General features: G+C 71.9%; 18 protein-coding genes and 2 pseudogenes. 8 read left to right on the top strand and 12 right to left on the bottom strand.

From position 1 onward, the window contains the following. Positions 1–79: 79 nt before the first annotated feature. From N8I84_RS31185 to N8I84_RS31170, 4 genes are read right to left on the bottom strand one after another with little or no spacing between them, the layout of a single operon-like run. Positions 80–691 carry a hypothetical protein gene (locus tag N8I84_RS31185; protein WP_263232745.1) on the bottom strand — a complete coding sequence of 204 codons (612 nt, stop codon included), beginning with the start codon at positions 689–691 and terminating at the stop codon, positions 80–82. Next, a complete protein-coding gene (locus tag N8I84_RS31180; RefSeq protein ID WP_263232744.1) occupies positions 688–1551 on the bottom strand; it encodes a carbohydrate ABC transporter permease in 864 nt (287 codons plus the stop codon). Before N8I84_RS31180 ends, N8I84_RS31185 begins: the two co-directional genes overlap by 4 nt. Next, a complete protein-coding gene (locus N8I84_RS31175; protein ID WP_263232743.1) occupies positions 1548–2495 on the bottom strand; it encodes a carbohydrate ABC transporter permease in 948 nt (315 codons plus the stop codon). Before N8I84_RS31175 ends, N8I84_RS31180 begins: the two co-directional genes overlap by 4 nt. Continuing rightward, complete coding sequence (locus N8I84_RS31170; protein ID WP_263232742.1) at positions 2492–3775, bottom strand: ABC transporter substrate-binding protein; 1284 nt, start codon at positions 3773–3775, stop codon at positions 2492–2494. The genes N8I84_RS31175 and N8I84_RS31170 overlap by 4 nt, the downstream gene beginning before the upstream one ends. A 108-nt stretch (positions 3776–3883) precedes the next feature. Here N8I84_RS31170 and N8I84_RS31165 point away from each other — a divergent pair, with 108 nt between their 5' ends. Together N8I84_RS31165 and N8I84_RS43195 are read left to right on the top strand one after the other, a co-directional pair. Continuing rightward, positions 3884–5050: a Gfo/Idh/MocA family protein gene (locus N8I84_RS31165; protein ID WP_390898966.1), complete on the top strand. Its 1167-nt coding sequence runs from the start codon at positions 3884–3886 to the stop codon at positions 5048–5050. Then, positions 5037–5234, top strand: coding sequence for a hypothetical protein (locus tag N8I84_RS43195; RefSeq protein WP_390898965.1), 198 nt, complete (start codon positions 5037–5039; stop codon positions 5232–5234). The genes N8I84_RS31165 and N8I84_RS43195 overlap by 14 nt, the downstream gene beginning before the upstream one ends. Here N8I84_RS43195 and N8I84_RS31160 read toward each other — a convergent pair. Next, a pseudogene (locus tag N8I84_RS31160) lies at positions 5235–5396 on the bottom strand (cytochrome P450); the annotation flags it as partial. A 412-nt stretch (positions 5397–5808) separates the two neighbouring features. Between N8I84_RS31160 and N8I84_RS31155 the strand changes: the two are divergent. Next, positions 5809–6261, top strand: coding sequence for an SRPBCC family protein (locus N8I84_RS31155; protein WP_263232741.1), 453 nt, complete (start codon positions 5809–5811; stop codon positions 6259–6261). 11 nt (positions 6262–6272) lie between these two features. Beyond that, positions 6273–6926, top strand: coding sequence for a class I SAM-dependent methyltransferase (locus N8I84_RS31150; protein WP_263232740.1), 654 nt, complete (start codon positions 6273–6275; stop codon positions 6924–6926). Positions 6927–7020: 94 nt separating this feature from the next. On the opposite strand, the pseudogene N8I84_RS31145 reads toward N8I84_RS31150, so the two are convergent. From N8I84_RS31145 to N8I84_RS31125, 5 genes and pseudogenes are all read right to left on the bottom strand, one after another. Next, positions 7021–8170 (bottom strand): annotated as a pseudogene (locus N8I84_RS31145) (XdhC family protein). A 51-nt stretch (positions 8171–8221) separates the two neighbouring features. After that, positions 8222–9682, bottom strand: a complete 1461-nt coding sequence (locus N8I84_RS31140; RefSeq protein ID WP_263232739.1) for an NCS2 family permease — start codon at positions 9680–9682, stop codon at positions 8222–8224. A 258-nt stretch (positions 9683–9940) separates the two neighbouring features. Next, a complete protein-coding gene (locus tag N8I84_RS31135; protein WP_263232738.1) occupies positions 9941–12406 on the bottom strand; it encodes a xanthine dehydrogenase family protein molybdopterin-binding subunit in 2466 nt (821 codons plus the stop codon). 2 nt (positions 12407–12408) lie between these two features. Continuing rightward, positions 12409–12999: a (2Fe-2S)-binding protein gene (locus tag N8I84_RS31130; protein WP_263232737.1), complete on the bottom strand. Its 591-nt coding sequence runs from the start codon at positions 12997–12999 to the stop codon at positions 12409–12411. Beyond that, positions 12999–13892, bottom strand: a complete 894-nt coding sequence (locus N8I84_RS31125) for an FAD binding domain-containing protein (RefSeq protein ID WP_263232736.1) — start codon at positions 13890–13892, stop codon at positions 12999–13001. The genes N8I84_RS31130 and N8I84_RS31125 overlap by 1 nt, the downstream gene beginning before the upstream one ends. A gap of 333 nt (positions 13893–14225) precedes the next feature. Between N8I84_RS31125 and N8I84_RS31120 the strand changes: the two genes are divergently transcribed. The 3 genes from N8I84_RS31120 to N8I84_RS31110 all read left to right on the top strand — a co-directional run bounded on the left by N8I84_RS31120 (position 14226) and on the right by N8I84_RS31110 (position 17456). After that, positions 14226–15920 (top strand): PucR family transcriptional regulator, encoded by a 1695-nt coding sequence (locus tag N8I84_RS31120; protein ID WP_263232735.1) that lies wholly within the window; start codon positions 14226–14228, stop codon positions 15918–15920. 150 nt (positions 15921–16070) lie between these two features. Further along, a complete protein-coding gene (locus N8I84_RS31115; RefSeq protein WP_263232734.1) occupies positions 16071–16847 on the top strand; it encodes a hypothetical protein in 777 nt (258 codons plus the stop codon). A 105-nt stretch (positions 16848–16952) separates the two neighbouring features. After that, a complete protein-coding gene (locus N8I84_RS31110) occupies positions 16953–17456 on the top strand; it encodes a DUF2231 domain-containing protein (protein WP_263232733.1) in 504 nt (167 codons plus the stop codon). Between the two features lie 10 nt (positions 17457–17466). Here the strand turns inward: N8I84_RS31110 and N8I84_RS31105 are convergent, their stop codons facing one another. Continuing rightward, positions 17467–17679 (bottom strand): hypothetical protein, encoded by a 213-nt coding sequence (locus N8I84_RS31105; protein WP_263232732.1) that lies wholly within the window; start codon positions 17677–17679, stop codon positions 17467–17469. A 95-nt stretch (positions 17680–17774) separates the two neighbouring features. Then, entirely contained in the window at positions 17775–18590 is an 816-nt protein-coding gene (locus tag N8I84_RS31100) for a GntR family transcriptional regulator (protein ID WP_390899065.1), read from the bottom strand. A gap of 661 nt (positions 18591–19251) precedes the next feature. Here N8I84_RS31100 and N8I84_RS31095 point away from each other — a divergent pair. Then, entirely contained in the window at positions 19252–20295 is a 1044-nt protein-coding gene (locus tag N8I84_RS31095) for a DUF2637 domain-containing protein (protein WP_263232730.1), read from the top strand. Positions 20296–20320: the final 25 nt, after the last annotated feature.

Below are 20320 nucleotides of genomic sequence, written 5' to 3'. Positions count from 1 at the left end.
CCTCGGCGCGCCCCCGGTGCCCGAGCGTCGTCCCGGCCCACGGACCCGCTGCCCGCCGAAGCAGCACCCGCAGGCGCCCTCAGTTGAGCCCGGTCGCCTCTCCCGCCTCCCGGCCCCTCCCCTCCACCGCTGTCACGGCCATCGCCAGCGGACCGGGAGCCAGGAACGCCAGGGGCAGCAGCATCCACGCGCACAGCGCCGCCGTCGCCAGGGCGAGCAGGATCAGCGCGCTGCCCGCCGCGTCCCGGGCGGCGGTGCGCGCCGCCGTGCGCAGTGCCGTCGGCCAGTCGTTCAGTGACTCGGGGCGGGCACAGGCCCTCAGGCCCACCACCGCGGCGCACGCGCCGATCGCCGCGGCCACGGCCGTGAACGCCGGCGCCCCCGGCAGACCCGCGCCCGCCAGGGCCAGGTCCGCCGCAAGCAGCAGAACGCCCGCGAAGGCCACCGCCCCGGCCGCCAGGTCCCCGGCCCGCAGGCGGCCGCGCAGCACCCGCAGGTACCGCCCCGCCGTGACCGGCCGGTCGTCCCGCACCCCGCGCAGCACCGCGCACGCCGTCGACAGGGCCGCGGGCGCGGTCAGCAGCGGCAGGGCCGCGACCGCCGTCGCCAGTCCCACGCTCAGCACGTCCGCGAACAGCGTCATCCGCGGGCCGAAGACCTCCCCGGGCTCCCGGGTCGTACGCCCGCTCATCCCTTGAGCCCCGAGCTCGCCATGCCCTCCACCAGGAACCGCTGGAAGGCGAGGAAGAACAGCACGATGGGCAGCAGCGCGATCACCGACATCGCGAACATGGGCCCGAACGCCGAGGTGCTGGAGGCGTCCACGAACGACCTCAGCGCCAGCGTCAGCGTGAACTTCTCGGGTGAGAACAGGTAGATCAGCTGCGTGAAGAAGTCGTTCCACGTCCAGATGAAGGTGAAGATGGCCGTGGTGATCAGGGCGGGCCGGGTCAGCGGCAGGATCACCAGGAAGAACGAGCGGAACGGCCCGCAGCCGTCGATCCGCGCCGCCTCCTCCAGCTCGCGGGGCAGCCCCCGCATGAACTGCACGATGAGGAAGACGAAGAAGGCCTCCGTGGCCAGGAACTTGGGCAGGATCAGCGGCCAGTACGTGTTCACCATGCCGAGCTTGTTGAAGATGATGTACTGCGGGATCAGCACCGCGTGGTGCGGCAGCATGATCGTGGCGATCATGAAGGCGAACAGCGGCCCGCGGAAGCGGAACCGCAACCGGGCGAAGGCGTACGCGGCCAGGGAACAGGAGATGACGTTGCCGAGGACCGCGCCGCCCGCGATGAGCAGGGAGTTGCCGAGCAGCCGCCAGACGGAGACGTCGTTCACGCCGTCGAACGCCGTCTTGTAGTTCGACCACTCGAAGTGGCTGGGCAGCAGGTTCAGGCTGGCGATGACCTCGTTCGCGGGCTTCAGCGAGGTCGCGAGCAGCCACGCCAGCGGGTAGAGCATCACCAGCAGCGCGGCCACGCAGCCGGCGTGCAGGGCCACCCGGCGCCAGGCGACCGGCTTGCGCAGGGCGGAGGCTGTCGTACTCATCGGGCTCCCCCATCAGTGTCGGACGCGTAGAAGACCCAGGACCGCGAGGTGCGGAACAGCACCGCGGTGACCGCGCCGATCACCAGCAGCAGCACCCAGGCCATCGCGGAGGCGTAGCCCATGTGGGAGGCGACGAAGCCGCGGTCGTAGAGGTAGAGCGTGTAGAACAGGGTCGAGTCGGCGGGCCCGCCCTTGCCGGCGCTGACAGCGAAGGCGGGAGTGAAGACCTGGAAGGACTGGATGGTCTGGAGCACCAGATTGAAGAAGATCACCGGGGACAGCATCGGCACGGTGATGGACAGGAACTGCCGCCACCGGCTCGCCCCGTCGACCTCGGCGGCCTCGTACAACTCCCCCGGGATCTGCTGGAGTCCGGCGAGGAAGATGACCATCGGTGCACCGAACTGCCACACCGTCAGCAGCGCCACCGCGAGCAGGGCCCAGCCGGGCCGGGTGACCCAGCCACCGGTGCCGAGGAGGTGGTCGACCGTGCCGCCGTCGTTGAAGATCGCCCGCCAGACGAGGGCGATCGACATGGAGGCGCCGAGGAGGGAGGGCGCGTAGAAGGCGGAGCGGTAGAAGCCCTTGGCGCGGCGCACGGACTTCAGCACGAGGGCGACGACGAGGGCGAGTGCGAGTTGCAGCGGTACGGCGATGACGACGTACGTCAGCGTGGCGACGACCGAGCGCCAGTAGCGCGGGTCCTCGGTGAACATCTGTGTGTAGTTGCGCAGGCCCACCCAGTGCGGCGGGTTGAACAGGTCGTAGTCGGTGAAGGAGAGGTAGAGCGAGACGGCCATCGGGAGCAGGGTGAGCACGGTCGCGCCGAGCACCCACGGGGACAGGAACACCCAGGCGGCGCCCTCACGGCGGCGTTTCGGCCGGCTCGGGGTCGCGGGGCGCGTCCGGGGAACTCCCGTTGCCTGTACGTCGGTTGCCGTCATGACCTCAGCTCCGCCTTCGCCTCGGTGATGTAGTTCTTCGCCGCCTCGCGGGGCGACATCCGCTCGTACGACACCTGGTCGTAGTCGCGCTGGAAGGTGGTCTGCAGCGCGTTGTCGCCCGAGGGCGGAGCCTGCGGCGGGGCCTTGAGGTCGCCTTCGAGCGAAGACTGGTAGTCGGAGATGGTCCTGTCGAAGTCCTTGAGGGCGGGGGCGAGTTTGTCGCGCAGGGACTCGTTGACGGGAATGCCGCGGGCCGCTCCGAGGATGGTCCCGGCGCCGGGGTCATTGATCATGAAGTCGATCAGCTCGGCGGCCTCCTTCGGGTGGGAGGTGTGAGCGGAGACGCCCATGAACATCGACGGTTTGAAGTACTGGCCCGGGGTGCCGTCCTCGCCCGACGGCATGGGCGCGAGCGCGACGCCGTCCGGGACGAGGGCGAGGAAACCGCTCGCGGGGGCGTCCCAGTTGACGTCGGACACCGCCTTGCCGCGGCCCAGCGGGGTGTTCTCGACCGAGCCGTCGAGCTGGGTGGTCTGCTCGGCGGGCGAGACGGCGCCCTCGCGGCGCAGCTTGTCGGTGAAGGTCCACCAGCGGGTCAGGTCGTCGGCCGTGAAGCCGAGCTTCCGGTCCTTGGTGTAGAGGGACTTGCCCCGGCCGCGCAGCCACACCTCGAAGGCGTCCTCGCTCTGCCCCGGGTCGGTGCCGCCGGGCTTGCCGGTCCTCTTCGCCAACTGCCGCATGGCGTCGGCCCACTGGCTCCACGTCCAGCCCTCGCGGGGAAGGGCGACACCGGACGACTTCCACTCCTTGACGTCGTACACCATCGTCTCGGTGCCCCGGCCCTGCGGGATCGCGTACTGCTTGCCGTTCACCCTGCCGGTGGCGAGGAGTCCGGCGTCGATCTCACCGGTGCCCAGAGCCGCCTTCTGGGTGCCGAGGTCGAGGAGGACGCCGCCGGATGCGTACTGGTCGATCATGCGGTAGTCGAGTTGCATCACATCGGGGGCGTCGCCGCCGGCGGCCTGGGTGGCCAGCTTCTGCTTGTAGGCGTCGTAGCCGGAGAACGACGTCTGCACCCGGATCCCGGGGTGCCGTTTCTCGAAGAGCGCGATGGCCTTCTCGGTTCTCGCAGCGCGGTCCGGGTTTCCCCACCAGGTGTAGCGGAGCACCACCTTGCCGCCTGAGCCGCCGTCGTCCGTGCCCCCGCAGCCGGACAGCGCCGAGCACAGCGCCAGCACCACGGCCACCGAGCAGGACACCCTCGTCCTGTTTCCGGGCATGGGTCACCCCTCTCGCCAGAAAGCGCTTACACGCTTCAAGTGACCCTAGGTATGGTCCGGATGTCACAACAAGCCCTCTGCACCGCTTCCGTGGGACGGAGCCCCAGCATGTCTTCCGACACCGCACCTCGCCGCCGTGCCGCCGTCGTGGGTCTGGGCGGCCGCGCCCGGCTCTTCGTCGAGGCCCTGTCAGGGCCGTACGCCGACCGGATCGAACTGGCCGGCTTCTGCGACGTCAACGCCCACCGTATGGCCGTCCACAACGACTGGATCAACGCCGACCACCCCGGCCGCCCGCCCGTACCGGCGTACGCGGCCGAGGACTTCGAGCTGATGCTGCGCCGTGAGCGCATCGACCTGGTGGTGGTGTGCAGTGTGGACCGCACGCACGACCACTACATCGTGGCCGCCCTGGAGGCGGGCTGCGACGTGGTCACCGAGAAGCCCATGACGACGGACACCGAGCGGGCCCGCCGCATCCTGGACACCCGGCGCCGCACCGGCCGCGAAATCCGGGTCGCCTTCAACTACCGCTACAACCCGGTGCATTCGGCCATACGGGAGCTGCTGGCGGCCGGCGAGATCGGCGAGGTCGGCTCGGTGCACTTCGAGTGGCTGCTCGACCTGCGGCACGGCGCCGACTACTTCCGCCGCTGGCACCGGGAGAAGGCCAACTCCGGGGGACTGATGGTGCACAAGGCGACGCACCACTTCGACCTGGTCAACTGGTGGCTGGGCTCCCGGCCCGAGACCGTCTTCGCGCAGGGCGGCCTGTTCTTCTACGGCGACGAGGCCGGCCGGCGACGAGGCCGGCCGGCGCCGAGGCCTGGCCCGCCCCTACCGGCGCGCGCACGGCTCCCCGGCGGCCGACGGCGACCCCTTCGCGCTGCGCCTCGCGGACTCGCCGGCGCTCAGCGCGCTGTACCTGGACGCGGAGCGGGAGGACGGCTACCACCGGGACCAGAACGTGTTCGGGCCGGGTGTGACCATCGAGGACGACATGGCGGTCCTGGTGCGGTACGCGTCCGGCGCGACCCTGACGTACCACCTCACCGCGTACGCGCCCTGGGAGGGCTACCGCATCGCCTTCAACGGCAGCGAAGGGCGGCTGGAGCTGCTGGTCGAGGAGTCCACGTGGTCGCCCGGCCGGACGGGGGACGGCGCCACCGGCCCGGTGCTGCACGGAGCCGAGACCGACGCGCGGGCGGGGCGGACCGAGTTGCTGCTGCGCCGGTTCTGGGAGCGGCCGCGGGAGGTGAGGGTGGCGACCGGTGAGGGCGGGCACGGCGGCGGGGACGTGCGGATGCTGGCGGACCTGTTCGGCGAGCGCGCCGAGGATCCGCTGGGGCGGGCGGCGGACGCGACGGACGGTGCGCGCTCCCTGGTCACGGGGTTGGCCGCGAACCGGTCGTTCGAGACCGGACTGCCCGTACGGACACGGGAGTTGCTGGACGTCTGAGTCGGGCGTGAGCGCGTTCGCCGAGGAGAAGTCCTCGGGCCGCCGCAGCACCTCACGCACGTCGGCGTCCCGCGCGACCAGCCAGGCGTCGAGCTCGGGGACGAACGTGACGCCTTCCGCCTGCCGCGCCCGCTCGTAGTGCGGATACGGGTCGCGCTGACGGCGTGGCGTGGTGCCGGGAGGGGGGTGGGGCGGAGGCGTCGGTGCCCGCCGGGTGGTCCTGGGTGCCGGGGTGCCGCGTTGTGCGCGGACCGGGCTCGGACGACAACTCGCCGAGCCTGCCGTGCAGTTCATGCTCCACGGGGCGCCCTCCGGCCGGGGGGCAGGTCGGCCCCATGGTGCCGTACGGACGTGCGGGTGGTCGAGGAGGCCGGCCAGGTCGTTGCCGGGGCCGTCGGCGTGCCGGGGGGACAACGGGCATCCGCGCCGGGTCGAAGAGCCCGCCGCGGACGAAGCCGGGGTTCTGGGCTTCTCCTGGGGTTCACAGCGACGCCCGTTCCGCCCGGCGTTCACGCTCTGTGCATGCGGGCGTGGCTCAGGTGAACGGCGGACCGCGCCTGCGTACGATCCCCCAGTGGTCCTCTTCCGGCTCGAACGCGTCGTTCCGCTCTCCGTCGAGCAGGCCTGGCTCCGCCTCACGGACTGGCCGCGCCACGCCGACGTGGTGCCGCTGACCCGGATCACGGTGCGCACCCCGCCGCCGACGGGCGTCGGCACGGTGTTCGTGGCCCGCACCGGCGTCGGACCGCTCGGCTTCGACGACGCGATGGAGGTGGTCGAGTGGCGGCCGCCGACGCTGTGCCGCCTGGTCAAGCGGGGCGGCGTCGTCACCGGCTGGGCGGAGATCGAGGTGCACGCGCACGGCGAGGGGCACGCAGGCGTGGTGTGGCGGGAGGAACTGGCCGTACGCCCGCTGCCGGCACTCTTCGACCGGCCGCTCGGACGGGCGGCCCGGTGGATGTTCGGGCGCGCGATGGACGGGCTGCTGAGGCCGGATCCGGGCACCGGTGTCAGCGGCGGCCTTTAGGGTCCACCTCCATGACCGATGCTGCCGCGTACCTCGAGACCACCAAGGCGTCCTACGACATCGTCGCCGCTGACTACGACCGGCTGCTCAGGAACGCCTTGGACGGCAGCCCCTTCGACCGGGCCATGCTGGGGGTGTTCGCCGAGCGGGTGCTGGCCGGCGGGGGCGGTCCCGTCGGGGATCTCGGATGCGGGACGGGACGGGTGACGGCTTATCTGCACGAACTCGGCCTCGACGCCTTCGGGGTCGACCTCTCCCACGGGATGGTGGCCGTGGCCCGGCAGGTGTACTCCGGGCTGCGGTTCGAGGTGGGGTCGATGACGGGCCTCGACATCGCGGACGGCACGCTGGCCGGGGCCCTGGCCTGGTACTCCACGGTGCACACCCCGCCCCACGAGCTCCCGGCGTACTTCCGGGAGTTCCACCGCGTCCTGGCGCCGGGCGGCCACTTCCTCACGGCCTTCAAGGTCGGCGACGAACGCGTCCACCTGGACCACGCGTACGGGCACGACCTCTCCCTGGACGTCTACCGCTTCCGCCCCGAACAGGTCTCCGGGCTGCTGGCGGAGGCGGGGTTCGAGGAAGTCGCCCGGCTCGTGCGCGCGGCGGAGGGTTGGGAGAATACCCCGCAGGGGTACCTCCTCGCCCGCAAGCGTGCCCAGTAGGGACTCCGTTCAGGCTGGTGGCACGTGCCTCCCGACGATCCGCCGCGGATCTGGGCACGGACCTGGGCGCGAACGCCCCGGCGCGGGCCGGCCCTCAGGCCACCGACCCGATCCGCCGTGCCGTCGACGACGCCGTGTCGTGGTGGATCGGCGTGTGGGCCCCGGTGAGGGGCACCCCGCTGCCGCCGCGCCGGGTCGCGACGATCTCGGCCGCGATCGACAGGGCCGTCTCCTCGGGTGTGCGGGCGCCGAGGTCCAGGCCTATGGGGGACCTCAGGCGTGCCAGCTCCAGTTCGGTGACGCCGACCGCGCGCAGGCGCTCGTTGCGGTCCAGATGGGTGCGGCGGGAGCCCATCGCGCCGACGTACGCGACCGGGAGGCGCAGCGCCAGCTTCAGCAGCGGTACGTCGAACTTGGCGTCGTGGGTCAGGACGCACAGGACCGTGCGGGCGTCGACCTCCGTGCGCTCCAGGTACCGGTGGGGCCACTCGACGACGATCTCGTCGGCCTCGGGGAAGCGGGTGCGGGTGGCGAAGACGGGCCGGGCGTCGCACACGGTGACCCGGTAGCCGAGGAACTTGCCGATGCGGACCAGTGCGGAGGCGAAGTCGATCGCTCCGAACACGATCATCCGGGGCGGCGGAACGGACGACTCCACGAGGACCGTGAGCGGCGCTCCACAACGTGACCCCCGCTCTCCGATCTCCAGGGTGCCGGTGCGTCCGGCGTCCAGGAAGGCGCCCGCCTCGGCCGCCACCGTGCGGTCCAGCTCCGGGTGGGCGTCGAAGCCGCCCTCGTACCTGCCGTCGGGGTGGGCGAGCAGCGCCTTGCCGAGCAGTTCCGCCGGGCCCGACGCGATCCGTGCCACCGCCGCCGCCCGCCCCTGCGCCGCTGCGGCCAGCGCCGCGGCGAGCACCGGGCGGGCGGGGTCGGCCGTCCGGAGGGGGTGACCAGGACGTCGATGACGCCGCCGCAGGTCAGGCCCACGGCGAAGGCGTCCTCGTCGCTGTATCCGAAGCGCTCCAGGACGGTTGCGCCGTCCTCGAGCGCCTGCCGGCACAGCTCGTACACCGCGCCCTCCACGCAACCACCGGAGACCGAGCCGATCGCCGTGCCGTCGGCGTCCACCGCGAGGGCCGCGCCCGGCTGCCGGGGGCGCTGCCGCCGACCGCCACCACGGTGGCCACGGCGAAGTCGCGGCCCTGCTCGACCCACCGGGTCAGCTCCTCGGCGATGTCCAACATCTCTCGGTCTCCTTGAACAGCGGTTGCGAAGAGGGTCCCTCGGGACAGCGGCTAGCGCACGCCCAGCCAGCTCTCGATCGGGTGGAGGGCGAAGTAGATCAGGAAGATCACCGCCAGGCCCCACATGAAGGCGCCGATCTCCCGCGCCCTGCCCTGGGCGGCCTTGATGGCGACGTAGGAGACGACACCCGCGGCGACACCGGTGGTGATGGTGTACGTGAACGGCATCAGGACCACGGTCAGGAAGACTGGGATCGCGGTGGCACGGTCGGCCCAGTCCACATGGCGGGCGTTCATCAGCATCATCGCGCCGATCACCACCAGGGCGGCGGAGGCCACCTCCTGGGGGACGATCGCCGTCAGCGGGGTGAAGAACAGGCACGCGGCGAAGAGCAGTCCTGTGACGACGGAGGCGAGGCCCGTGCGGGCGCCCTCGCCCACGCCCGTGGCGGACTCGATGAACACGGTCTGGCCCGAGCCGCCCGCCACGCCGCCGATCGCACCGCCCGCGCCGTCGATGAACAGCGCCTTGGACAGGCCCGGCATCCGGCCCCTGTCGTCGGCGAGCCCGGCCTCGGTGCCGACGCCGATGATGGTGGCCATCGCGTCGAAGAAACCGGCCAGCACGAGGGTGAAGACGATCATCCCGACCGTCATGGCACCGACCTTGTCCCAGCCGCCGAACTCCACGTGCCCGAAGAGTGAGAAGTCGGGCATCGAGACCGCGCCGCCGTGCAGTTCGGGCGCTCCGCTCGCCCAGGCGTCGGCCTTGATGGCACCCGCCGCGTTCAGTACGGCCGCCACGACGGTGCCGCCGACGATGCCGATGAGGATGGCGCCGGGGACGCCCCGGGCCTGGAGCATGAAGACGAGGAGGAGGGTGCCGGCGAACAGTAGGACCGGCCAGCCGGTCAGCTGGCCCGCCGGGCCGAGGGTGACCGGGGTGGCCTTGCCCTGGTGCACGAAGCCGGACTTGTAGAAGCCGATCAGGGCGATGAACAGGCCGATCCCCATCGTGATCCCGTGCTTCAGCGCCAGCGGGATCGCGTTCATGATCATCTCACGCAGGCCGGTGACGACCAGGAGCATGATGACCACGCCGTAGATCACGCACATGCCCATGGCCTGCGGCCAGGTCATCTGCGGGGCGACCTGGGAGGAGAGGACACCGGAGACGGAGAGGCCGGCGGCGAGGGCGAGCGGCACCTTGCCGACGAGACCCATCAGCAGCGTGGTGAGGGCCGCCGCGAACGCGGTCGCGGTGATCACGGCCTTCTGGCCGAGGGTGTCCCCCGCGGCGTCCTTGCCGGACAGGACGAGCGGGTTGAGCAGGAGGATGTACGCCATCGCCATGAAGGTGGTGATGCCGCCGCGGACCTCACGGGCGAGCGTGGATCCCCGCGTGGATATGTGGAAGTACCGGTCGAGCCAGGGCCGGCTGCCGGCCGGGGCGGGGGGTTCCGTGCCGGTGTCTTCGGCTGTGGGCCTGGGCTCGACTGAGGGGTGGGTCATGGGGCCGTCTCCCAAGTTTCATAGGGGGTTGGGATGTGCACGACCCGGGGGACGGCCCGAGACGAACGGGGGTGTTGCGGTGGTGCGACCGGCGCCGGAGTGGCCGTGGGTCGGGCCGACGCCCGGCGCCGGAGTGGCCGCGGGTTGAGCCGTTGCCCGGCGCCGGGGTGCCTCCCCCGAGCTCTTCGAGCCGGGGGACCCCAGCGCCCACCCGTGCCGCGCTGCGGCACGACTGCCCGCAACGGCGGACGGCCCGTGTTACGCCGTGCCCGTGAGGTGTTCGGGACGTACCGGCGTCCTGTTCAGCTCCAACCCCGTCGCGTTGCGGATCGCCGCGAGCACGGCCGGAGTCGATGACAGCGTCGGAGCCTCGCCCACGCCGCGCAGCCCGTACGGCGCGTGGTCGTCGGCCAGTTCCAGGACGTCGACCGGGATCGTCGGCGTGTCCAGGATGGTGGGGATCAGGTAGTCCGTGAACGACGGGTTCTTCACCTTCGCCGTCTTCGGGTCGACGACGATCTCCTCCATGACCGCGATGCCCAGTCCCTGGGTCGTACCGCCCTGGATCTGACCGGTCACGGACAGCGGGTTGAGCGCCTTGCCGACGTCCTGGGCGCAGGCCAGTTCGATGACCTTGACCAGCCCCAGCTCGGTGTCGACCTCCACCACGGCGCGGTGCGCGGCGAAGGAGTACTGGACGTGGCCGTTGCCCTGGCCGGTGCGCAGGTCGAAGGGCTCGGTCGGGCGGTGCCGCCACTCGCGCTCGATCTCCACGACCTCGTCGCCGAGCACGTCCACCAGGTCGGCGAGCACCTCTCCCCCGTCGGTGACGACCTTCCCGCCCTCCAGCAGCAGCTCCGCCGTCGCCCAGGCCGGGTGGTACGAGCCGAACTTGCGGCGCCCGATCTCCAGGACCTTCTCGCGGACCAGCTCGCAGGCGTTCTTCACGGCGCCCCCGGTGACGTACGTCTGGCGGGACGCGGACGTCGAACCGGCCGACCCGACCTGCGTGTCCGCCGGGTTGATCGTCACCTGGGCGATGCCCAGCTCGGTGCGGGCGATCTGCGCGTGGACGGTGACGCCGCCCTGGCCGACCTCCGCCATCGCCGTGTGGACGGTGGCGACAGGTTCCCCCGCGACGACCTCCATGCGGACCTTGGCGGTGGAGTAGTCGTCGAAGCCTTCGGAGAAGCCGACGTTCTTGATGCCGACCGCGTAGCCCACACCGCGTACGACGCCTTCTCCGTGCGTGGTGTTGGACAGGCCGCCGGGCAGTTGCCGTACGTCCGCGCCCTCGGAGCTCTCCCACTGGCGCTCCGGCGGCAGGGGCATCGCCTTGACGCGGCGCAGGAGTTCGGCGACCGGCGCCGGGGAGTCGACCACCTGGCCGGTGGGCATGACCGCTCCCTGGGACATCGCGTTGCGCTGCCGGAACTCCACCGGGTCCATGCCGAGCCTCTTGGCGAGCTTGTCCATCTGCGCCTCGTAGGCGAAGCACGCCTGGACCGCGCCGAAGCCGCGCATGGCGCCACAGGGCGGGTTGTTGGTGTAGAGGGCGACGGCCTCGATGTCGACGTCGTCGACGACGTAGGGGCCGACCCCGAGCGAGGAGGCGTTGCCGACCACCGCCGGGGAGGATGACGCGTACGCGCCGCCGTCGAGGACGATCCGGCACTTCACATGGGTGAGCTTGCCGTCCTTCGTCGCGCCGTGCTCGTAGTACAGCTTCGCCGGGTGGCGGTGGACGTGCCCGAAGAAGGACTCGAAGCGGTTGTAGACGATCTTGACCGGCTTGCCGGTGCGCAGGGCGAGCAGACAGGCGTGGATCTGCATCGACAGGTCCTCACGACCGCCGAAGGCGCCGCCGACACCGGCCAGGGTCATCCGGACCTTGTCCTCGGGCAGGCCGAGGACGGGTGCGATCTGGCGGAGGTCGGCGTGCAGCCACTGGGTGGCGATGTAGAGGTCCACGCCGCCGTCCTCGGCGGGGACGGCGAGACCGGACTCGGGGCCGAGGAAGGCCTGGTCCTGCATGCCGAAGTGGTATTCGCCCTCGACGATGACGTCGGCCCGCTCGCGTGCCGCCGTCACGTCGCCGCGGACGATGGGCTGGCGGTGGACGATGTTGGGGTGCGGGACGTGGGCCGAGATGGGGGTCCCCCCTGGACCGGAGCTCGTCGGAGGCCCTTGGGGGAGGTCCGTGCGGTTGTCGTGGACGAGGGTCGCGTCCGGGGCGAGGGCGGACGCCTCGTCCGTGACGACCGGGAGTTCGCGGTAGTCCACCTTGATCTTGGCGGCGGCGCGACGTGCGGTCTCCGGGTGGTCGGCGGCGACGATCGCGACGGGCTCACCGTGGTGGCGCACCTTGCCGTGGGCGAGGACCGGGGTGTCCTGGATCTCCAGACCGTAGTTCCTCACGTCGGTCGGCAGGTCGTCGTAGGTCATGACGGCGTGGACACCGGGTGTGGCCAGGGCCTCGCTCGTGTCGATCGACACGATCTCGGCGTGAGCGACCGTGGAGCGCAGGATGTGGCCCCAGAGCATGTCCTCGTGCCACATGTCGGACGAGTACGCGAACTCGCCGGTGACCTTGAGCGTGCCGTCAGGGCGGAGCGTGGACTCGCCGATGCCGCCCTTGGTCCGCGACCCCTGCGTGATCTTCGTGGGAACGCCGATGGGGGCGTCTCCCTGCTCGAACGTGGTTGAGAGCTTGGGGGAGGTCATGGTCAGGCCCCCTCGGACTGTCGGGCGGCCGCCAGGCGGACGGCGTCCATGATCTTCTCGTAGCCGGTGCAGCGGCACAGGTTGCCGGACAGGGCCTCGCGGATGTCCGCGTCGGTCGGGTTCGGGTTGCGCTCCAGCATCTCGTCGGCGGCGACCAGCAGGCCGGGCGTGCAGAAGCCGCACTGGACGGCCCCGGCGTCGATGAACGCCTGCTGGACGGGAGAGAGCGCCGCGCGCGGGGATGAGCCGGTTCCCTCGCCGGTCTGCGGGCCGGTGCCCTTGGCCTGCCACCGCTTGGCCTCGTCCAGGGACGTGCCGCACGCCCCGGTCCCGCAGGACCGCTGTTCGGCGTAGTCCGCGAGCCCCTCGACCGTGACGACCTCGCGGCCCTCCACCTGCCCGGCCGCGACCAGGCACGAACAGACCGGCACGCCGTCCAGGCGGACCGTGCACGAGCCGCACTCGCCCTGCTCGCAGGCGTTCTTGGAGCCCGGCAGGCCCAGCCGTTCGCGCAGCACGTACAGCAGGGACTCGCCCTCCCAGACGTCGTCGGCCTCCTGCGGGCGTCCGTTGACCGTGAAGTTGACGAGCATCACGCAGCTCCCTTCGAGGTGCGGCGGGTGCCGCGGTACGACTCCCAGGTCCAGGTCAGCGTGCGGCGGGCCATGACCCCGACCGCGTGGCGCCGGTAGCTCGCGGTGCCCCGGACGTCGTCGATCGGGTTGCAGGCGGCGGCGCACAGCTGCGCGAACTGCTGGGCGACGGAAGGGGTGATGATCCTGCCGTCGTCCCAGAAGCCGCCCTCCTCCAGGGCCGCGTTCAGGAACTCCTCGGCGGCCTCGGCCCGGACGGGGGTGGGCGCGGCGGAGCCGATGCCGGTGCGGACCGTGCGGGACTCGGGGTGCAGGGCGAGCCCGAAGGCGCACACGGCGATCACCATGGCGTTGCGGGTGCCGACCTTCGAGTACTGCTGGGGGCCGTCGGCCTTCTTGATGTGGACGGCGCGGATCAGCTCGTCGGGGGCGAGGGCGTTGCGCTTGACGCCGGTGTAGAAGGCGTCGATCGGGATGAGGCGGGTGCCGCGGGCCGCGGACTCCACCTCGACCTCGGCGCCCGCCGCGAGCAGGGCCGGGTGGGCGTCGCCGGCCGGGGAGGCCGTGCCGAGGTTGCCGCCCACGCCGCCGCGGTTGCGGATCTGCGGGGAGGCCACCGTGTGGGAGGCGAGGGCCAGGCCCGGCAGCTCGGCGCGCAGGTTCTCCATGATCTTGGTGTAGGGGACCGAGGCGCCGAGCCGTACGCTGTCCTCGCCGACCTCCCACTCGTAGAGATCGCCGATGCGAGTGAGGTCCATCAGATGCTCGGGCCGGCGGTGGTCGAAGTTGATCTCGACCATCACATCGGTGCCACCCGCAATCGGTACGGCGCTGGGGTGCTCGGCCTTGGCGGCGAGCGCATCCTCCCAGCTTGCGGGGCGAAGGAAGTCCATGACCGGCTCTCTTCTTCGTCTCGGGGGCGGTACGGATCGAGCCATATCCGGTGCGGCGGGCCCGGCTCGTTCAAGTGCTGTTCACGGGGAGTGGAGTCAGTACACCGCCGGGTACTCCAACGGGGTCAGTCACCGAAAACATGAAGGAGTTGGCTGGTGAGGGCGGCCATCTTGTAGATTCATATGAACGGAGGTCGTCCGTAACCTCTCCGGTTTCCCCTGGAAACACGACGCACCGGCGGCGGCGACCGTGAGCACGGCTTCCGAAAAGCCCAGGCCAACGCCCTGGCCGACCGACCATGGATTTCCGGACAAGAACGGCGGCAACGACACATGCGGCTGCGCGCACTGCTGAACACCGACGCGCTGGGGCTGCGGCTGCTCGGCGGCGAGGACGAGCTCGACCGCACCGTGCGCGGTGTGATGACCACGGACCTTAAGGACCCAAGCCGGTACCTCTCCGGCGGTGAACTGGTCCTCACGGGCCTGGCCTGGCGGCACGATGCCGCCGACTCCGAGCCCTTCGTGCGGATCCTGACGAGCGCCGGCGTGGCCGCGCTCGCCGCGGGCGAGGCGGAGCTGGGCGACGTCCCGGACGACCTCGTCGTGGCCTGCGCGCGGCACCGGCTGCCGCTGTTCGCCGTCCATGAGTCGGTGGCGTTCGCCACGATCACCGAGCACGTCGTACGGCAGGTCTCCGGCGAGCGGGCCGGGGACCTGGCGGCCGTGGTGGACCGGCACCGGCGGATGATGACGCCCGGCCCGGCGGGTGGCGGCCCGGACGTCGTCCTGGACCTGCTCCACTCCGACCTGGACCTGCGGGCCTGGGTGCTCTCCCCCACCGGCCTGACCATCGCCGGGCCGACGCCGGGTCTCGCCGCCGACGTGTGCGCCAGGCTGGCGGCCGAGCATCTGGCGGCGACGCGCACCGGGCGCCGGGGACCGCACCGGGTGACGCTCGGCGCGACGACGTACTCCCTCTTCCCGATCCGCGGCAGCAGCGGGAGCGGCGGCGCCTCCCGGGACGTGCGCGAGACGGTGCTGTCCGACTGGCTGCTCGCGGTCGAGGCGGACGCCGGGGACTGGGCCGAGGAGCGCCTCGACCTGCTGCACGGCGTCACCCAGCTGATCGCGGTCGAACGGGACCGGCGCGACGCGGCGCGCACCGTGCGGCGGCGGCTCGCGCAGGAGGTCCTTGAGCTGGTGCAGGCGGGGGCCGCGCCCGCCGAGATCGCGGCCCGGCTGCGGGTCGCCGCGCCCGTGCTGCTGCCGGGGCTCGGGTCGGCGCCGCACTGGCAGGTGGTGGTGGCCCGGGTCGAGTGGGACGGCGGGGAGGTCGAGAGCGGGCCGGTCGCCCAGGCGTTGCTGGAGGAGATCCTCGTCGACGCTCTCCCCGGCTCTTCGAACAAGGGGTACCTCGGGTCCACCGGCCCGGAGCACTCCGACCGCATCGCGGTGGCCCACACCGGGGACGAGGCGATCGCGCTCGTGCCGCTTCCGTCCGTGTCCTCCGAGCAGGACGGTTCCGAGCAGGGCGTCCTCGCTGACGCCCTGCTTCAGGCCGTACGGGACCCGCTGTCCGCGGGCCTCGCCGACGACGGCCGGCTCACCCTGGGCGTCAGCGCCGCGGTGCACTCGGCGGAAGGGCTGCGCGGCGCCCTGGAGGAGGCGCGGCACGCCCGCCGGGTCGCCGCCGCCCGCCCGGGCCGGGTGTGCGCGGCCGGCCACCAGGAGCTGGCCTCGCACGTGCTGCTGCTGCCGTTCGTCCCGGACGACGTGCGCCGCGCCTTCACGGCCCGTCTGCTGGATCCGCTGCGCGACTACGACCGCCGGCACCGCGCCGAGCTGATTCCGACCCTGGAGGCGTTCCTCGAGTGCGACGGCTCCTGGACCCGTTGCGCGACCCGGCTCCACCTGCACGTCAACACGCTGCGATACCGGGTGGGGCGTATTGAGCAGTTGACGAGCCGGGACCTCTCACGCCTGGAGGACAAGCTCGATTTCTTCCTCGCGTTGCGCATGAGTTGAGGTCAGGGCGGTGGTGCACCGGTGGCCGCAACGACCGCCGGTGTCCCACGACTTTGTGAAATCCTTCACCCAGCCTCTTGGCCCCGTGCCGCGGTTGGTGCTGGAATGCCGCCACCACCTAAAGCTCGATGGCGTGCTCGGGAGGGCAACGTGGCGCATACCGCCATGTCTGGTACCGGAACGACCGCAGCTGACGATCCACTCCAGACCGCGGTATGGCGGCTGCGCTCGCGCGCCTGCTGGGCCGACGCGGCGGCCCTCCTCCAGCCTGTGACGGCCGAGGCGTCCCTCCAGCGGGCCGCGCTGCTGGTCGAGCGCTGCCTGTACACGGAGAAGGGCTGGGAGGAGGCCGAGGACGCGCTGCGCACGGCTGAGGCTCAGGCCCACAGCGACGAGGAGCGGGGCGCGGCCGCTTGTGAACGCGGGTACTTGGCGTACGCCGCCACCCTGCTCGGGGTCCGGGACCGGGCCGACGAGGCGCGGGCCGCGCTCGGCCGGACGGCGGCGCTGATCCCTCCGGGGACGCCGGGGAGGGCCCTGCTGGACTTCCGGCGCGGCCTGGTGGCCCAGAACCTCGCCGACGCCCCGCAGGCGGCCCGTGCGGCCTACCGGCGCGCGCACGCGGGCGCCGCCGCGCACGGCGACGCGCTGCTGCTCTCCTTCACCTGGCGGCACCTGGCGGGGCTCGCCCTGCGGGACGGCGAGGTGGCGGAGGCGCGGCACGGCTTCGCCGAGTCGCTGCGGATCCGCGAGGAGCTCGGGTACCTCGTCGGTACGGCACCGGCGCTGGCGTCGCTCGCGGACGCGGAGACCGAACCGGAGGCGTCCCGGCTGCGCGCGGAGGCGGGGCGGCTGTTCCGGCTGCTGGGGGGCGTACCGACATGGCTGGCGCGGCAGTTGGCGCCGATGAAACCGACCGCATCGTAGGGGTTTGTCGGGGTTTGCACCGTCTCGCCTTCAGAAGAAGCTGAGAAATTGTTGTGCCAGGCTGGCGCGCCGATCCCTTGGCCGCCCCCCTTGAGGAGCACCCCGATGACCCTCGTCAACGGCTTGCCCGCGCATGTGCTGTTCGTCCACTTCGTCGTCGTCCTGGTCCCGCTGTGTGCACTGGCGCTCGTCGTCAGCGCCGTGTGGCCGAAGGCCGCGCGGCGGCTTGGGCTGGTACTGCCCGTGCTCGCCTTCGTCACGCTGGTGACCGTTCCGCTGACCTCCCACGCGGGTGAGTGGCTGGAGCGGCACGTCGACAGCGACCCTCTGGTGCGCAAGCACGCCGAGCTCGGGGACGGTCTGCTGCCGTGGGCCCTGGGCCTGTTCCTGCTGGCTACGGCCGTGTGGTGGACGGCCCGCCGGACGCCGGCGCCGCAGAGCAACACGGACGGGCCTCGCGGCGGCGCGGTCGTCCGGGTGGCGGCGGCCGTGCTGTCCCTGGTCGTGGCCGTCGGCGCGGTGGTCGACGTGTACCGCATAGGCGACTCCGGTGCGAAGGCGGCCTGGCACGACGCCTTCTCGAAGACCGCCACCGGTCACGGGGACTGAGCCCAGCCGCTCACAGGCTCCGGACGAATGTCCACAGGGCGTCGTGGAACGCGGGGTCGCGGGCCAGGAGGACGACCGCGGTGAGCAGGACGGCGACGGCGGCGGGGACGACGAACGCCGCCCGCCCGCCGAGGCCGTCCCGGCCCGCCCGCCGTGTCCGCCCGTCCGGCCGGTCCCGGCGAATCCGCCGCCGAGCCCGCTGCCCTGTTTCGAACATCACCATCGGTCACCCCCGTGGGACGGTCGCACCCTCTCCGGCCGACACGCGAGGGAACGCCGGAGCGGTTCCCTCATCCTGCGACCCCGGGGAGGCCCCCGTCAGCAGGACCCCGTGAAGTGCTCCCGTACGAGTGACTGCACCACTGCCAGGTCCCGGGCGGCCAGCGCGTCGAGCAGGGCCGTGTGCTCGGCGGCGTCGGCGAGCAGTTCGGCGCGACCGCGGAAGGAGGGGGCTTCTACCAGGGGCCACTGGGCGCGGCGGTGCAGGTCGTCGGCGATCCGCAGGAGTTGCTCGTTGCCGGCGAGGGCGAGGACCGCGCGATGGAAGGCGCGGTCCGACTCGGCGTAGGTCGCCCGGCACCCGGAGGACGCGGCGCGGACGGTGGCCTCGGCCAGCGGGCGCAGCTCCGCCCAGCGCTCGGCGGGGACCGCGCGGGCGAGCCGCAGCATCACCGGGACCTCGATCAGGGCCCGGATCTCGGCGAGTTCGGTCAGTTCCCGGGTGCCGCGCACCACGACACGGAACCCTCGGTTGGGCACGACCTCGACCGCGCCCTCCAGGGCCAGCTGCTGCATCGCCTCGCGCACCGGTGTGGCGGACACCCCGAACCGTTCGGCGAGCGCAGGCCCCGAGTAGACCTCACCGGGCGCGAGCTCGCCCCTCACCAGCGCGGCGCGCAGGGCGTCGAGTATCTGCCCGCGGACGGAGGCCCGCTGGACGACGGGACGCCCGTCCTCCACGGGGCACCCGGCGGCCATGTCCTCCCGTACGCGCGGATGCGGGATCGGCGACTCGCTGTGGGTGTGCTCACCGCGCGTTGCGCCCGCCGCGGCGGCCCGCTCGCGGGCCTCGTCCCCCGGCCGCAGCTGGTGCGGCACCCGTGCGGCCTGCGTACGGGGTGCCGCGGCCCTCATCTCGGTAGAGCCCTCCGCGCGGCGGGAACCGGCCTGCTCCACGGGCTCCTCCTCGGGTCTTTCGGCGTCCTGCCCTCTGTGATTGGTTTCACGACGGTTGTTTACCGCTCGTAAAGCACGTTAGGCACCTTACGCTCCGGTTCCCCCACAGACCACCTCCGATAAGGAGAGCCTTACCTTCGTACATCCGGTCCGGCGAGGCGCTCCGCGGCCGGCGGCCACCGGACTCGGCACGGGTGAGGCGGTCCCGGTGGCGGCCGGACATCCCTGCCACCAGGTCCCCAAGGGCGCCGCACGCCCGTCAAGCCGACCGCGCCACCAAACCGACCAGCAACACGGCCACTTGGGCGAGCTTCAGGGGACCCCGGCGACCAACTACGGCTCCGATACCGTAAGATCCAGCCACGAATGAGGCCCCGCGCGACCCACACGCGTTTCACAAGTTCCTCACCCATCGCAGGAACTTTCCGTGGAACCACCCGTACGGGTAGTCTTGTTCGAACTCAACTCCCGCCCCTCAAGCGGCAGTTCGAGCAGAACGCCGTCCTGGGCATTCCCTTGCACATCCTTGGCGGCCTCTTGCCCCGAAACCCCCTGAGGGGCGGCGGGATTGGGCCACTATGGCGGGCGTTACGCCCTATCCCAATGCAAGGGACCCCAGATGAGACTGACCGACATATCGCTGAACTGGCTGCTTCCGGGCGCCGTACTGCTCCTGGGCATGCTGGTGGCGGTGGCGGTGCTCGCGCGTGGCAAGCGCTCCTCCGGGGAGAACGCGAGCGCGGACGACTCGTGGGAGCGCGCCGAGGAGCGTCGCAGGCGCAAGGAGACCATCTACGCCACGGCCTCCTACGTGCTCCTCTTCTGCTGTGCGGCCGTCGCCGCGGCACTCTCCTTCCACGGCCTGGTCGGCTTCGGCCAGCAGAACCTCGGCCTGACCGACGGCTGGGAGTACCTGGTCCCGTTCGGTCTGGACGGTGCCGCCATGTTCTGCTCCGTGCTCGCCGTCCGTGAGGCCAGCCACGGCGACGCGGCGCTCGGCTCCCGGATCCTGGTGTGGACGTTCGCGGCGGCGTCCGCCTGGTTCAACTGGGTGCACGCCCCCAGGGGCATCGACCACGCGGGCGCCCCGCAGTTCTTCGCCGGCATGTCGCTGTCCGCCGCGGTGCTCTTCGACCGCGCACTGAAGCAGACCCGCCGCGCCGCACTGCGCGAGCAGGGCCTGGTGCCGCGCCCGCTGCCGCAGATCCGCATCGTCCGCTGGCTGCGGGCGCCCATCGAGACGTACAAGGCCTGGTCGCTGATGCTCCTCGAGGGTGTGCGCAGCCTGGACGAGGCCGTGGAGGAAGTGCGCGAGGACCGGCGCCAGAAGCAGCTGAACAAGGCGCGGCGCCGCGAGCAGCAGCGGGCCGAGCGGGTGCAGTTGAAGGCGCTCAGCCGCGGCCACCGCGCGCTGACCGGCGGCAACGGCGGACGTCAGGTCGAGGTGCAGACCGTCGAGCGGGCCCCCGCACCGGTCTCCTCGGAGCCTGCCATACCCGCGGGGGAACTGCCCTCGCGTACCCGCCCGTCGCTCCAGCCCGTCCGGAACTCCGCCGCTGACCCGATCACCGTCGACCTCACCGCCGAGGACGACACCATGGCGCTGCCGCGGCTCGACTCCCTGGAGCGCAAACTCAAGGACCTTGAACAGCAGTTCGGCTGAGACCGGACACCATCCCGGGAAGGGG

The sequence above is a fragment of the Streptomyces cynarae genome (assembly GCF_025642135.1).
Classification (GTDB): domain Bacteria; phylum Actinomycetota; class Actinomycetes; order Streptomycetales; family Streptomycetaceae; genus Streptomyces; species Streptomyces cynarae.
The sequence above is the reverse complement of the archived record's forward strand: the minus strand, read 5'-3'. Positions and strand labels throughout refer to the sequence as shown.

What these genes read in the sequence shown, in the direction of transcription:
- N8I84_RS31185 (WP_263232745.1), bottom strand. Translation starts at nt 691, where the DNA reads ATGAGCGGGCGTACGACCCGGGAGCCCGGGGAGGTCTTCGGCCCGCGG.
- N8I84_RS31180 (WP_263232744.1), bottom strand. Translation starts at nt 1,551, where the DNA reads ATGAGTACGACAGCCTCCGCCCTGCGCAAGCCGGTCGCCTGGCGCCGG.
- N8I84_RS31175 (WP_263232743.1), bottom strand. Translation starts at nt 2,495, where the DNA reads ATGACGGCAACCGACGTACAGGCAACGGGAGTTCCCCGGACGCGCCCC.
- N8I84_RS31170 (WP_263232742.1), bottom strand. Translation starts at nt 3,775, where the DNA reads ATGCCCGGAAACAGGACGAGGGTGTCCTGCTCGGTGGCCGTGGTGCTG.
- N8I84_RS31165 (WP_390898966.1), top strand. Translation starts at nt 3,884, where the DNA reads ATGTCTTCCGACACCGCACCTCGCCGCCGTGCCGCCGTCGTGGGTCTG.
- N8I84_RS31150 (WP_263232740.1), top strand. Translation starts at nt 6,273, where the DNA reads ATGACCGATGCTGCCGCGTACCTCGAGACCACCAAGGCGTCCTACGAC.
- N8I84_RS31140 (WP_263232739.1), bottom strand. Translation starts at nt 9,682, where the DNA reads ATGACCCACCCCTCAGTCGAGCCCAGGCCCACAGCCGAAGACACCGGC.
- N8I84_RS31135 (WP_263232738.1), bottom strand. Translation starts at nt 12,406, where the DNA reads ATGACCTCCCCCAAGCTCTCAACCACGTTCGAGCAGGGAGACGCCCCC.
- N8I84_RS31130 (WP_263232737.1), bottom strand. Translation starts at nt 12,999, where the DNA reads ATGCTCGTCAACTTCACGGTCAACGGACGCCCGCAGGAGGCCGACGAC.
- N8I84_RS31125 (WP_263232736.1), bottom strand. Translation starts at nt 13,892, where the DNA reads ATGGACTTCCTTCGCCCCGCAAGCTGGGAGGATGCGCTCGCCGCCAAG.
- N8I84_RS31120 (WP_263232735.1), top strand. Translation starts at nt 14,226, where the DNA reads ATGCGGCTGCGCGCACTGCTGAACACCGACGCGCTGGGGCTGCGGCTG.
- N8I84_RS31110 (WP_263232733.1), top strand. Translation starts at nt 16,953, where the DNA reads ATGACCCTCGTCAACGGCTTGCCCGCGCATGTGCTGTTCGTCCACTTC.
- N8I84_RS31105 (WP_263232732.1), bottom strand. Translation starts at nt 17,679, where the DNA reads ATGGTGATGTTCGAAACAGGGCAGCGGGCTCGGCGGCGGATTCGCCGG.
- N8I84_RS31100 (WP_390899065.1), bottom strand. Translation starts at nt 18,590, where the DNA reads ATGAGGGCCGCGGCACCCCGTACGCAGGCCGCACGGGTGCCGCACCAG.
- N8I84_RS31095 (WP_263232730.1), top strand. Translation starts at nt 19,252, where the DNA reads ATGAGACTGACCGACATATCGCTGAACTGGCTGCTTCCGGGCGCCGTA.